Annotated in this window: 8 protein-coding genes; 4 read left to right on the top strand and 4 right to left on the bottom strand. The window is 62.9% G+C overall.

The annotated features are described in order from the left end of the window. The first annotated feature begins 16 nt into the window (after positions 1-16). Positions 17-1921 (top strand): FAD-dependent oxidoreductase, encoded by a 1905-nt coding sequence (locus ACR9Y2_RS27680; RefSeq protein WP_435045113.1) that lies wholly within the window; start codon positions 17-19, stop codon positions 1919-1921. A gap of 4 nt (positions 1922-1925) precedes the next feature. Here ACR9Y2_RS27680 and ACR9Y2_RS27675 read toward each other — a convergent pair whose 3' ends face one another. Further along, positions 1926-3224 carry a hypothetical protein gene (locus ACR9Y2_RS27675; protein WP_435045112.1) on the bottom strand — a complete coding sequence of 433 codons (1299 nt, stop codon included), beginning with the start codon at positions 3222-3224 and terminating at the stop codon, positions 1926-1928. 83 nt (positions 3225-3307) lie between these two features. On the opposite strand from ACR9Y2_RS27675, the gene ACR9Y2_RS27670 reads away from it, so the two are divergent. The 3 genes from ACR9Y2_RS27670 to ACR9Y2_RS27660 are packed head-to-tail and all read left to right on the top strand — an operon-like array spanning position 3308 to position 10560. Continuing rightward, positions 3308-6772 (top strand): carboxypeptidase regulatory-like domain-containing protein, encoded by a 3465-nt coding sequence (locus ACR9Y2_RS27670; protein WP_435045111.1) that lies wholly within the window; start codon positions 3308-3310, stop codon positions 6770-6772. Positions 6773-6795: 23 nt separating this feature from the next. Further along, positions 6796-8454, top strand: a complete 1659-nt coding sequence (locus ACR9Y2_RS27665; protein ID WP_435045110.1) for an FAD-dependent oxidoreductase — start codon at positions 6796-6798, stop codon at positions 8452-8454. An 18-nt stretch (positions 8455-8472) separates the two neighbouring features. Beyond that, a complete protein-coding gene (locus tag ACR9Y2_RS27660) occupies positions 8473-10560 on the top strand; it encodes an FAD-dependent oxidoreductase (protein WP_435045109.1) in 2088 nt (695 codons plus the stop codon). A 68-nt stretch (positions 10561-10628) separates the two neighbouring features. Here ACR9Y2_RS27660 and ACR9Y2_RS27655 read toward each other — a convergent pair whose 3' ends face one another. The 3 genes from ACR9Y2_RS27655 to apaG form a co-directional block, all read right to left on the bottom strand. Further along, entirely contained in the window at positions 10629-13199 is a 2571-nt protein-coding gene (locus tag ACR9Y2_RS27655) for an ABC transporter permease (protein WP_435045108.1), read from the bottom strand. Positions 13200-13210: 11 nt separating this feature from the next. Further along, positions 13211-13537: a PadR family transcriptional regulator gene (locus tag ACR9Y2_RS27650; RefSeq protein ID WP_435045107.1), complete on the bottom strand. Its 327-nt coding sequence runs from the start codon at positions 13535-13537 to the stop codon at positions 13211-13213. A gap of 93 nt (positions 13538-13630) precedes the next feature. Beyond that, positions 13631-14044, bottom strand: a complete 414-nt coding sequence (apaG, locus tag ACR9Y2_RS27645) for a Co2+/Mg2+ efflux protein ApaG (protein ID WP_435045106.1) — start codon at positions 14042-14044, stop codon at positions 13631-13633. Between the last annotated feature and the right edge of the window lie 27 nt (positions 14045-14071).

The raw sequence follows: 14071 nt of genomic DNA, 5'->3' as shown, positions 1-14071 counted from the left end.
TACCCATTCCTTCCCCATGCCATTCAAAATTACCCGCAGGGCCGTGTTCCCTCTTACCGCTGCCACGGCCTTGTTGCAGGCCCAATCGCGCCAGAGCGCGGATGTCGTGATCTATGGAGCTACGCCTGGAGGCATCGGCGCCGCCGTGGCCGCCGCCCGTTTGGGACGCTCCGTCATCCTGAGCGAGTATGCCGACCATATCGGCGGGATCGTCTCCAATGGATTGACCAACGCCGATATCGGGAAGCGGCAGGCCGTGGGTGGGCTCTTTTACGAGTTCACGCGGCGCGTGCTGGAGACCTACACCGCGCAGGACAAGGCGAATCCGGCGCTGCAGAACGTGAAGCTGTGCAAGGACGGGTACTGGTATGAGGCCAGCCTGGCGGAGAAGATCTTCCACGACATGATCGGTGGAGAGGGCGGGCGGATCAAGCTGCTGCTGAGCCATGAGCTGAAGCGGGCTACGGTGCGCTCGAACAGGCTGACCTCGATCTGTCTGGAAGACCGGGCGACGCCGGGCGCGATGGTGGAGTTGACGGCGGCCGTGTTTATCGATGCGACGTATGAAGGCGACCTGGCGGCGATGGCCGGGGTTCCGTTCAAGACCGGCCGGGAGAGCCGGGCGGAGTATAACGAGCCGCACGCGGGGCGGATCTACATGAAGTTCCGCGAGAACACGCCGCTGCCGGGGTCGACTGGCGAGGCGGACGAAGCCACGCAGGCGTACTGCTTCCGGATGCATGTGACGAATGTGCCGGAGAAGCGGATCCCGATCGAGAAGCCGGCGAGCTACAACCGGGATGAATACGCGCTGACGCTGGAGGATATCCGGGCCGGCCGCATTACCAAGTTCCGGGAGGTGATCCAGGTTTATGCGATGCCGAACGGGCGGTTTGAGCTGAACAGCGACCACGTGCATCCGGACACTGGGATTCCGCGCGAGTCTCTGGACCTGGCGGAGGAGTGCTGGCCCTGGCCGACGGCGACTCCGGCGCAGCGGCAGAAGATCTACCAGCGGTATCTGGACCACAACGTAGGGATGATCTGGCTACTGCAGAACGATTCGGAGGTGCCGGAGGCTTTGCGGAAGGACGCAAGCCAGTACGGCTGGCACCGGGATGAGTGGGTGAATAACCGGAATAGGCCGCGGCAGGTGTATGTCCGGCAGGGCCGGCGGATCCTGGGGGAGTATGTCCTGACGGAGAACGACGGGACAGTGGATCCGGAGTTGAAGCGGACGAAGGTGCAGCCGACGTCGATCGGGGTGATCGAGTGGGCGTTCGATCCGCACGGGCATCACAAGTATGATCCGGCGCATCCGGGCGTGCGGGAGGGGTACTTTTTCGTCGATCATGAGCCGTTCCAGGTCCCTTATGGGGTGGTGGTGCCGCGCAAGATCGATGGACTGCTGGTGCCGGTGGCGTGCTCGTGCAGCCATGTGGCTTACAACGCGCTTCGAATGGAGCCGGTGTTCATTGTGCTGGGCGAGGCTTGCGGAGTGGCGGCGCATCTGTCGATCGAGCACAAGGTGCCGGTGCGGCGGGTTCCGACACGGCGGTTGCAGGCGATTCTGGCGGAACGGCGCGGAGTGCTGACGTTCTATGAGGATTTGCCGTTCACCGATGCGGACTTCCCTGCCCTGCAGTGGTTGGGGGCACGGGGACTGAATGCGGGGTACCGGGCGGAGAAGACGCAGAAGTTGACGCGAGGGGATGGGGCGGCTCAGCTGGCTCGGGTCTTACAGCACGAAGGCAGGAAGGCGGCCGGACCGGCGGAAGGGGCGGATTTGCCATTGACGGCGGAGGTTCTGGCGGGCTGGTTGAAGACGGCGGGGTATGCGGCAGGTAATGAACCGGACGGACCCTTGGATGTGGCCGGGTTTGGGCGGATGGTGTATGCGGCCCTGCGGCCCAAGATGTAGCGGATCAGTTGGCGGGCAGGTAGCGGTGGGTGATGTAGCTGGAGGTACGGACGCGGTTGTTTTTGCCTTCCACCCGGATGAGCACCTGGAAGTAGGGGCTCTTTTTGCCGCGCGGGCCATTGGGCGGATCCTGATCGATGCGGCGTTGGAGGTCAAGGAGGCGATCCCTGTCGATGGCGTAATTGGCCGCGCCCTGGGTGGCCCAGGTTTCAATGCCCGACAGGTAGATCATGCGGGTATGCGGCTGACGGCCGGGCCAGAGGCTGAGTACGGCATAGCTGGTGCTGACGCCGACGGTGCCGGTGGGCCGGTAGACGGGCAGTTCGCCGGGTAGGGGATTCGGGACGGAAAAGCCGCTGCCGGGGCCATCGTTCCCGGGATCAAAGGGGAAAAGGTCGGGCCGCTTCATTTGCTGGAGCAGGGTCTGGAAGCGCGCGGACGAGATCACGACGAGGTTCTTGTCTTCGATATCGGAGAGTCCCAGGTAATTTGAGTTGGCGACGGTGGTGTGGACGCCGCGCTCCTGCAGCCAGGTGGCGACGTAGTGGGTGCCTATGGCGTCACCGATACCGGTATAGACGTCTTCCTGGGGCCGGAAGGTATAGCCGAAGGCGTCGAAGAGGTGCTTGAGGCGGCCCGTATCCTCGGTGACCGTGTTCACGGCGGTGTCGCGGACAAAGAAACCCATACCTCCGGAGAAGAAAAGGGGTACCCCGAAGCTGACGACGGTTTCGGCCTTGGAGTCGATGACGGAGCCCCAGAGCGCGGGCGACTCCGGCTTGCGAGGCCAGCGGTCGCGGGTCAGCCAGAGCACGGGCAGGGCCAGCAGTAACGCACCCAACGCCATGCCAGTGAGTAGAGTGGGCCAGTAACGTCCCCGGACAAGTTGTTGAACAGGCGGCTCTTCGGCCACAGGTAACGCCGCCGGCAGGAGTTTCAAGCTGGCATCGGTAGCGTCGATGAAGCGCACGGCATAGCCGCCGCGCGGTAACTCGATGTGGAGGGCGGAGTCGCGGCCTTCGTGCTCGTAGTAGTCGGCGAGGCGTTTACGAAGCAGGCTGGCCTGGACGCGGACAATGGCGTCGTTGCGGGGGTCGTAATCGGGCGGGCGATTGAATACCTGAAGGCCCAGAATGTACTCTTTGAGGCCATCTTCGCGTCCGGCGAGGGTTTCGTGGACGGCGTGAGAGAGCAAGGCGCACAACTGCTTCGACTCACGCAGAAACCGGCTCTGGAGAATCCGGTCGAGTTCCGCGAGGGCTACCGAGTGCCATGCAGGGGCTTCGGAAGTACTTGGAATCATTAGCCCATAACCGTTAATTGACCTGAAATTAGCCTAAGCGGGACCGCGTCTCCGCGTAGACTTGGCCCCGAGGAGCTGAATCTATGTTTCGATCAACCCACCTGGTTCTGGCTACCATATTACTATCCGCGTCGCTATCTGCCCAGACGGCCCTGGGCACCATCACGGGTACCATCTCGGATCCGCAGAATTCGGGAGTCCCGAATGTCACGGTCACGGCGACGGCTGTAGCTACGAATCTGAAGTACACGGGCACCAGTTCGTCCGATGGCACTTATTCCATTTCCCAACTGCCCGTAGGACGGTTTGAGCTGACAGCCACCGCCCCCGGTTTCAAGACCTTCAACCAAACCAATATCACTATTGAAGTGTCGCAACGCCTGCGTGTGGACATCGCGCTGGAGGTCGGCGCGCTGACCGAAAGCGTGAATATCACGGCTGAGATCCCGCGAGTCCAGACAGAGGACTCGAGCCTGGGCGCGACCGTGGAGCGCAAGCGCATTGAGGAGCTGCCGCTGAACGGCCGGCACGTATTCAACCTGGTAAAGATTGTGGCGGGCGTGCAGCCGCGCACGGCTTCTACCGACGGTTTTGCCGAGGTCAACAACCAGACGTTCTCGCAGATTCGCATTAACGGCGGCCCGGCGTATGGCAACCAGTTCCTACTGGATGGCAGCGTCAACTCGGCGCCGGTGCACAACGAGATCGCGGTGGTGCCGATGTCGGACTCGGTGGAAGAGTTCCGTGTCGAGACCAATGCGTTGAAGGCGGAGTACGGCCAGACTTCGGGCGGCGTGATCAACGTCGTGACGAAGATGGGCGGCAACGAGTTTCACGGGTCGGCTTATGAGTTTCTGAGGAACGATGCGTTTGACGCGCGCAACGCGTTTTCGACGCAGCCGGATCCTCGTACGGGGCGCATCAAGCAGGTGCTGCGGTACAACCAGTACGGCGGGACGGTGGGCGGTCCGGTGTGGATCCCGAAGCTTTATGACGGGCGCAACCGGACGTTTTTCTTTGCCGGGTATGAGCAGTGGAAATGGCGGTCGACAGGCGCGCCGAGGCTGGGCACGGTCGCCAAGCCCGAATGGCGCGAGGGCGATTTCTCGAACCTGCGCAACGGTTCCGGTGCGCTGATCCCCCTGTTCGATCCTGCGACGACGCGTGCGAATCCGAATGGCTCAGGCTATGTGCGTGATCCGCTCCCGGGCAACATTGTGCCGGCCAACCGCGTTGATCCTTTGTCGAAAAGGGTTCTGGCTTACATGCCGGCGGCGAACGCCACGGCGACCGATCCTTACACAGGGGCCAACAACTTCATCGCGCTGATCCCGTCGAGCTCCGACCAGGGCGTGACGACGGCTCGAGTCGACCACCGCATGTCGGACAAGGACATGTTGTTCTTCCGTTATTCGGGAACGCGCAACACGTTGCGCAATCGCGGGTATGGGCTGGAAGAGGCCGATTCCGTGGCGCGCGACGACCAGCGTGACAACCACAACGCGATCTTCAGCTACACGCGTGTCGTGTCGCCTTCGATCGTGAACGACTTCCGCCTGGCGGGTTCACGGCAGTGGCTGCCTTTCAAGCACCCCAGCTTTGACCAGGGATGGCCCGCCAAGCTCGGCTACCCCTCGCAGATTCCGCAGGACCAGTTCCCGCCGGTGCAGATCTCCGGCCTGATGACCATCGGTCAACCGAGCTTTTCGGCCGGCCTGCGCGCGCAGCAGTACGTGCAGATCGTCGACAGCGTCACGCTCATCCGCGGCAAGCATAACTTCAAGACTGGCTTCGACCTGCGCTGGTCGCGGCTGAGCTTCATCAACCGGTCGAATCCCTCGGGCCGCTTCGACTTCAGCGCTTCGCTGACAGGCAATCCGCTGGTTCCGGCCAACACGGGCTTCGGCATGGCCTCGTATCTGCTGGGTGAAGTTGGCGGCGGCCAGATTGGTTTCCGCCCGTTCTTCCAATACCGGTCGCTGCCGCTGGGCATTTACTTCCAGGACGATTGGAAGATCACACGGCGGCTCACGCTGAACCTTGGGCTGCGCTACGACGTGAGCGGCGGACCGACTGAGTTGCACGACCGGCATTCGAGCTTCGATCCGTTCGTGATGAATCCCGAGACGAAGATGCCGGGCATCATGACCTACAGCGGTGTGAATGGGGTTCCGTCCAGCTATGTAGACCTGGACAAGAACAACCTCGGACCGCGCATTGGTTTCGCGTGGGATCCGAAGGGCGACGGCAAGACGGCGATCCGCGGCGGGTACGGGATCATCTACACGATCTCCGAGATCGGCCACACGCAGGGTGACAACTCGAATGCGCTGGGGTTCTCGATCGATACCCCGTTCACGAGTTCGGGCAGCGTGCCGGTGAAGGCGTTCCAGTTCAGCCAGGGTCCGTCGACGATCCTGCAGCCGTCCGGCGCCAAGGGCGGCCCTTCGGCCTTCCGCGGCTTCAATGGGCAGTATCAGGACCGGCACGGGCTGACGCCATATGTGGAGTCGTGGAACTTCACGATTCAGCGTTCGCTGTTCGCAGGCTGGACGGCCAGCGCCGTCTATGCCGGCAGCCGCGGCGTCAAGCTGTTTGGCGGCAACTACAACCTGAATCAGCTGGATCCGAAGTACTTCGCGATGGGTCTGGACCTGCAGACGACAGTGCAGAATCCCTTCTTCGGGCAGATCACGTCGGGCGCGCTTTCGGGCGCCACGGTACAGAAGCAGGTGCTGCTGCGGGCGTTCCCCGACTACCAGTCGGTGACGACGTTTGCGGCGAACAATGCCAGCTCCACTTATCACTCGTTGCAGGTGCTGGTGGAGAAGCGTTTCTCGTCCGGCATTTCGGCCCTGGCCAGCTACACGAAGAGCAAGCTGATGTCCGACACGATCAGCATCGGCGGCGGCGGCAACGGCACTTCGGCGGCGGACTTCCGCATCGGCGCGTACAACCGCCGGCTGGATCGCGCCATCGACCAGGATGACGTTTCACAACGCCTGGTCACCAGCGGCGTGGTGGAACTGCCTTTCGGCCGCGGCAAGAAGTTCGGCAGCGGCATGAACCGGGTGGTGGATGCGGCGCTGGGCGGGTGGCAGCTGAACGGCATTGCCACCATCCAGAGCGGCACTCCGCTGGTGGTACGCGGCAGCAACAACTTCACGGGTATCAACTATCCGGACCTGGTGGCGGATCCTTCGCTGCCCAGCGGCTCGCAGACGGCGAACAAGTGGTTCAATACCGACGCCTTCCGCAATCCCGCCAACTTCGTGATTGGCAATGCGCCGCGCACGCTGCCCAGCACGCGGACGCCGGGCCTGCTGGACGTCAGCTTCTCCATCTTCAAGACCTATCAGTTTATGGAGCGCTACCGTCTGGAAACCCGCTGGGAGATGTTCAACGCCCTGAATGCCGTCAACCTGAACGGCCCGGACACGAACTTCTCGCCGAACGCCGCGGGCGTGAACACCAATGCCAACTTCGGCCGCATCTTCAGTTCGCTGGAAGCGCGCCGCATGCAGCTTGGCATGCGCCTGACGTTCTAATAACCTGAGCGAGGATCCAATCCATGAGAATGTTCCTTGTTCTCCTGCTGGCAGCGGCTTCGGCCGCTGCCCAGCAGCAATATGACCTAGTCGTCTATGGCGGCACAGCCGCCGGATTTGCCACCGCCGTCTCTGGAGCTCGCCAGGGCCTGAAGACAGCGCTACTGGAACCCAAAAACCACATCGGCGGCATGATCAGTGGAGGCCTGTCGGGCACAGACGTCGGCCGCCGTGAAGTGATTGGCGGACTGTCGCTGGAGTTCTACTTTCGCGCGGGCCAGCGCTACCAGATGGACCGGCACCTGCAGGAACTCTCCTGGATGCCGGAGCCGGGCGTCGCTGAGAAGCTGATGCGCGACATGCTGAAGGAAGTCGGCGTCACCCTGCTGGAGCATCACCGGCTGCGTGAGAAAGATGGCGTGAAGCGCGAGGGTTCGCGCGTGACCGAGATCGTGATGGAGAACGGCGCGCGGTTCCGGGCCAAGGTCTTCGCCGACGCCACCTATGAAGGCGACCTGATGGCGCAGTCGAAGGTCACCTACACCTATGGCCGCGAAGGCATCAGTCAATATGGCGAATCGCTGGCCGGTGTGCGTGCGGTGACGGAGAGCCACCAGTTCGCGGTGGACATCCCGGCGCGCGACGAGCAGGGCAAGCTGTTGCCGGAAGTATCGGCGGAGCCGCGCGGTGAACCGGGCACGGCCGACAAACGGATCCAGGCCTACAACTTCCGGGTGATCGCCACAAACGTAGCGGAGAACCGGCTGCCTTGGCCGAAGCCCGACGGCTACGATCCGAAGCGGTATGAGTTGCTGGCGAAATATCTCACCGCGATGACCAAGTATATGGGCCGGCCGGTCAATTTCAATGAAGTGGGGCTGTTCCGCATCATCCCGAATGGCAAGCTCGATCTCAACAATCGCGGCGGTTTCTCGACGGATTACATCGGCAAGAACTACGGCTATCCGGAAGGCACGTATGCCGAGCGCGAGAAGATCTGGAAGGATCACGAAGACTACCAGAAGGGCTTCTATTACTTCCTGGCGCACGATCCGCGGGTGCCGAAGGAGTTGCAGGAGGAGGTCCTGAGCTACGGCCTGCCGAAGGACGAGTTCGCGGATACAGACCATTGGCCGAACCAGCTGTACGTGCGCGAAGCGCGGCGGATGGTGGGCGAGTTTGTGTCGACACAGAAGGACCTGCAAACTGAGCGGACGAAGCCCGATGTTATCGGCATGGGCAGCTACAACTCGGATTCGCACAACCTGCAGCGGTTTGTGAACGCGAAGGGCTTTGTGGAGAACGAGGGCAACGTCGAGGTGCCGGTGCAGCCGTACCAGATCCCTTACCGTGTGCTGGTGCCCAAGAAGAGTGAAGTGGCAAACCTGCTGGTGCCGGTATGTTTTTCGGCCAGCCATATCGCATACTCCAGCATGCGCATGGAGCCGCAATATATGATTCTGGGCCATGCGGCGGGCATCGCCGCGGCACTGGCGATCCGCGCGGGATCCACGCTGCAGGACATCAACATCCCGGAGCTGCAGAAGAAGTTGAAGGATGAAGGCGCGGTGTTCGAGGCGGGCATTGAGTTCCAGAACCAGGGCCTGGCCGCGATCAGGAAGCGCTATGCCCCGGCTGCCAGAAAAGGACCCGTGCCGTGGGGGCGCCGGGCGGCGAAGTAGTAAATCAAGGATCAACCCATGACGAAGAAACTACTGCGTCGCGGATTCGCGGCAATGCTGGCGCCTATCCTGGCGCTGACTGCTATTTCGTGTAGCGGCAACGGACCGGAAACAGACATCCTCATTTACGGCGCAACGTCGGGCGGGCTGGCCGCGGCCATCCAGGCGAGGCGCATGGGCAAGTCGGTGGTCGTACTGGACCCGGGCACACACATCGGCGGCCTGACGACAGGTGGTTTGAGCTGGACAGACATCGGCAACAAGATCGTGGTGGGCGGCATCGCTCGCGAGTTCTACCAGCGCATCAAGAAGAAGTACGAAGAGCCGAAGTTGTGGACATCGGAGACGCGCGACCAGTACTTCGACCGGCGGAAAGGCCAGAACGCCAAGGATGAGGACGCGATGTGGACGTTCGAACCCAAAGTGGCCAGCGCGCTGTACTCGGAGATGCTGGCCGAAGCCGGCGTAAAGGTGATCCAGAAGGCCCGGCTGGACCTGAGCCCGGGCAAGGGCGTGGTCAAGGAGAACGGCCGCATCAAGGCGATCGTACTGGAGAATGGTACGCGCTATGAGGCGAAGGTCTTCATCGATGCCACGTATGAAGGCGACCTGATGGCGATGGCCGGTGTGTCGTATGCCGTGGGCCGGGAGAACAACTCCGACTACAAGGAGACCTGGAATGGTTCGCAGCCGAATCATTTCCACTACCATCAGTTCCCGGAAGGGGCGAATGTCGATCCGTACGTTGTGAAGGGCAAGCCCGACAGCGGCCTGCTGCCGATCATCGATCCGACAGGACCAGGGGAAGAGGGCAAGGGCGACAAGCGGATCCAGGCTTACTGCTACCGCATGTGCCTGACGAACGATCCGAAGAACCGGCTGCCGATCGAGAAGCCGGCGGGCTATGACGAGAAGGATCACGAGCTGCTGCTGCGGTTCGCCGAGACGGGCAAGTACCACGAGCCGTCCAGCAAGTACGATCCGATTCCCAACATGAAGACCGATACAAACAACCATGGTGCGGTCTCCACGGATTACATGGGTGCGGATTGGAACTACCCCGAGGCCGGCTATGCGGAGCGGGAGAAGATCAACAAGCGGCACGAGGTGTATCAGAAGGGCTACATGTGGACCCTGCAGAACAACCCGCGCGTGCCGGCGAAGCTGCGTGAGTACTACCAGCAGTGGGGGCTGCCGAAGGACGAATTCCTGGAGAACGGCGGCTGGCCGACGCAGCTCTACATTCGCGAAGCGCGGCGCATGGTGGGCGCGCTGGTAATGACCGAGCATCACGTGATGGCGCGGGAAATTGTGGAAGACTCCGTGGGCATGGGCGCCTACGGCATGGATTCTCACAACGTCCAGCGCTATGTGACGAAGGCGGGTTTTGTGCGGAACGAAGGCAATGTCCAGGTGGGCGGTTTCCCGCCTTACCCGGTGGGCTACCGCGCGATCACTCCGAAGAAGGAACAGGCGTCGAACCTGCTGGTGCCGGTGGCGTTGTCGGCGACGCATATCGCCTACGGATCCATCCGCATGGAGCCGGTATTCATGGTGCTGGGCCAGTCGGCTGCGACGGCGGCCGTCATGGCGATCGACAGCGGGCTGGCGGTGCAGGATGTTCCCTATGCGAAGCTGCGCGAGCGGCTGCTGGCGGACAAGCAGGTGCTGGAGGCTCCGGCGGCTCTCAGCAAGGGCGACATCGATCCGCGGCAGTTGGAAGGGACCGTAATCGACAGCCAGTTCGCCGAATTGACTCCGGCCTGGAAGGGGAGCCGCGCTCACAAGCCGAGGCTGGGTCCTTCCTACTTCGACGACATGGATGCGCGGGACGGCAAAGCCCGGGCGCAGTTCACGGTGAAGATGGAGAAGGCAGGGCGCTACCGCGTCAAGCTGCTGTATCCGCCCTTCGCCAAGCAGGCGTCGAATGTACCGGTGGAGATCTCCGGCGCTGGCAAGAAGTATCAGGCCACGGTGAACCAGCGGCAGCCGGCCGACTGGATGGGGACGTACGACCTGCCGGCCGAGTTCACAGTCACGGTGACCAACCAGGGCACCAACGGCGCAGTGGCGGTGGACGGGCTGCAGATCGTTCCGGAAAAGTAAGGACTACCCTTCAGAACGAAAGGCCCCGGGGCGCGATCCCCGGGGCCTTTTCCTATTTCGGCCAGGAATCAGTCGCAGCGCAGGGCATTCGTTGGATTCACCCGGAGCGCGCGGCGCGCGGGGATCAGCGCAGCCAGGACCACGGTGGCGACGAACAGCGCCGTGGCGGCGAGGTAGGAGACAGGGTCCAGCGGGCTGATGCCGAACAACTGCCGGCGCAGCAGGTCAGAGAGTGCGGCGGCGCCCCCGATGCCGACGACCAGGCCGGCAGCCACCGGTCGTGAGAACTGCATCAGCACCAGCGAGAGAATATGGCTGGGCCGGGCGCCCAACGCCATGCGGATGCCGATCTCCTTCATCTTGCGGGAGACGGCGTAGGCGACGAGACCGACGATGCCGAGACAGGCCAGCAGCAGGGCGCTGGCGCCCAGGACGGCGGCGGCGGCGGTCCCCCGCTCGATGCCTTCCATCTTCTGGCGGAAGGCGCCTTTGAGTGTCTGGACCCGCGGATGAACCTGCGGATCAATGGACCGCGCTATGGAGGAAACAGCCGGCACAATCGACTCCAGCGAGCCGGACATGCGCACCACAACGGCCATCTTCGTCAGATCTTCCTTGCCGGGCAACATGTACGCATCCACGGCGTCCGGATCTTCCATCGCATCCATCCGCGCATCCCGGGTGATTCCGATCACTGTGTACGGCACTTGCGCGCCAGCCGCGTCTTCTCCGGAAAGAAAGTGCTTCCCCAGCGGGTTCTCGTTGGGCCACGACTTCCGGGCCAGGCTCTCGCTGATGAGAATCCCAGCCGCATCGGAGGACGTCAGCGTCCGCCCGGCGCGGATCGGAATCTTCATCGTCTCCAGAAACCCGGGATCGACGCGATTCCAGTGAACATCCATGTGCCGTCCATCGATGGTGACGCCCACCACCATCACATTGCTGCCGGCCAGCGGCGGTGTCGCCGTGGCGGAGACCGAAGCCACCCCTGGCAGTTCCCGTATGCGGTCCTTCAACGCGTCGACATAGGCTCGCGACTGTTCCGGTGTATAGCCATGTGAGCCCAGGCCGGGCATCACCGCAATGGCCTGTTCGTATTCAAAGCCCGGACTCGCAGATAACGCGTGGTCCAAGGCGCGGATCAGCAGGCCCGCCACGATGAGCAGGACGCAACTGGCCGCCACCTGCGCCCCGATCAGCACCTGCTTCGAGAACGTGGACCGGTGCCGCTGCCGGGCCACCTGGATGGCGGGCGCGAGTCCGAAGAGGATCGCGGACACGAAGCCGATACCGGTCGCGAAAGCAGTCACAGGCCAGTCCGGACTCGGGTCCAGCCAGTCGGGCGCCCCGGTCCAGGCAATCATGAGCTTCAACACGACAAAGCCGAGAGCCAAGCCAGCGGCCGAGCCCAGTAGTCCCAGCACCACACTCTCCGTGAACAACTGCCGGATCAGCCGGCCCGTCCCGGCGCCAATGGCCGTACGAATCGAGATCTCCCGTTCGCGCGAAACTCCGCGCGCCAGCAACAGCCCACCCAGGTTGCTGCAGGCGGCCGCGAGAATGAGGAAGACCAGCGACCCGATCAGCACCGCCAGCGGATATAGTTTGTCGGACGGTTCCGTACCGGTGCCGCTGCGGTCGCCGATCATCAGGCTCTTTGCATAGCCGCCGGGCTGGCTGGCCAGAGATTCCTTCTCCCAGATCTCGGCCGGATGCTGCTGCCGGAACTCCGCGATGATGTAGCGCAATTCCTGCTCCACGCCCTGGGGTGTGACGCCCGGCTGCATGCGGCCCCAGGTCCGCACCCCGACACCCTCTTTCAACTCGGTGAGCAGGTGGCTGCCCGTGACGATCTGGGGTTGCTGGACGAGCGGAGCCCACAGATCCGGCTTATCCATGCTGAGGCCGCTGAACTCCTCCGCGGCGACGCCGACGATCGCCAGCAGCCTGCCGTTCAGGCGAACGGTCCGGCCCACGACAGAGGGATCGGAGCCGAACTGGCTGCGCCAGAAGCCGTAGCTCAGCACCGCCACCAGCGGCGCATCCGAAGCGTCGTCGCGGGCCGCGTCCAGCAGCCGGCCGAACTTCGGCGCCGCGCCCAGTTCACTGAAGAAATTCGTGGTGACGAAGTGGACCGAGGCCGGGCCTTCCTTGCCTTCCATGGTCAATCGCGCCGTGTTGAGGGCCATCATCGCGGACAGAGTTTTGGCGTGGCTGCGGACGAAGGCCATTTCCTGATAAGGCAGGGAGTAGGCATAGCGCTCCGGCGCGCTGCGCTTAAAGCGCAAGAGCGTATCCGGATCGCGCACTGGCAGCGGCTTCAACACGATGAGATTGAAGAAGCCGAAAGCCGCGACATTCACTCCGATGCCCAGCGCGAGCATCAGGACCGCCGCCAGGGTGAACCCGGGCGCGTTGCGCAGCACGCGGAAGGCGTAGCGCAGATCCTGGCCGAGACGGTCGATCCACATCCAGCCCCAGGCTTCACGGGCATCCTCGCGCAGGCGCAGCGTGTCGCCGAAGTTGTGGCGGCCACCACGCTGGGCCATTTCGCGGTGGAACTCCATATCGCCGGCCAGTTCGGCGTCCATCCGGCGGCGGTTCAGCAGGTAGCGGATACGGCGGAAGAAGTCGCTCATGGGTCCCTCGGTCAGGCGGTCTTCAGGACGGATTGGATGGCTTCGGCCACGCGGCTGTAATCGGCGAGCTCGGCTTCGAGTTGCTGGCGGCCGGCGGGGGTCAGATTGTAGAAGCGGACCTTCCGGTTGGTCTCGGAAAGGCCCCATTCGGAAGTCGCCCAGCCCTTCAGCAGGATCTTCTGCAGCGCGGGGTAGAGTGAGCCTTCCTCCACGTGGAGAACTTCCGAGGAGAGCACGTAGATTTTCTGGGCGATGGCATAGCCGTGCACGGGGCCGGACTGGAGCACGCGCAGGATGAGCAGGATCAATGCGCCGGCAGGCATTTCTTTCTTAGGCATAGATATTATAGGGGTATCATACCGATGCCTGAGGGTGAGAGCAAGCCTCAACCGCGTTTTGACGAAGTCGTTACAAGAGTTGACGGGCGGCGCTTAGTGGATGGTGTACGGGGCGCGTAGCGCGAACGGGGCGATGACAATGTCGAACTGTTCGCCGTTCGTGCGCGTGATCTGGTAAGTACCGTGCATGCGGCCGGTGGGGGTCTTCAGCGGGCACCAGGAGGAGTATTTGAACGACTCGCCGGGTGCGAGCACGGGCTGTTTGCCGACGACACCGGGTCCGATGACGGATTCAGTATTCTCCAGAGCATCGGTAATGATCCAGTGACGGCTGACAAGTTGGACTGTCTCGGCGCTCTCATTTGTGATGCGCACGGTGTATTGAAACACCCATTTGCCCTGGATGGGCTGGGAGTGTTCCGGGGTGTGGCGCGCGATGACTTCCACGCGGATGCCGCTGGTCACCGCTTCGGACACCGGATAGAACACGGGGGATGGATCGGGCATTGGGTATCCATCAGGATACCAAGCCAA

It is taken from the genome of Paludibaculum fermentans, assembly GCF_051172195.1.
Taxonomy (GTDB): domain Bacteria; phylum Acidobacteriota; class Terriglobia; order Bryobacterales; family Bryobacteraceae; genus Paludibaculum; species Paludibaculum fermentans_A.
The sequence above is the reverse complement of the archived record's forward strand: the minus strand, read 5'-3'. Positions and strand labels throughout refer to the sequence as shown.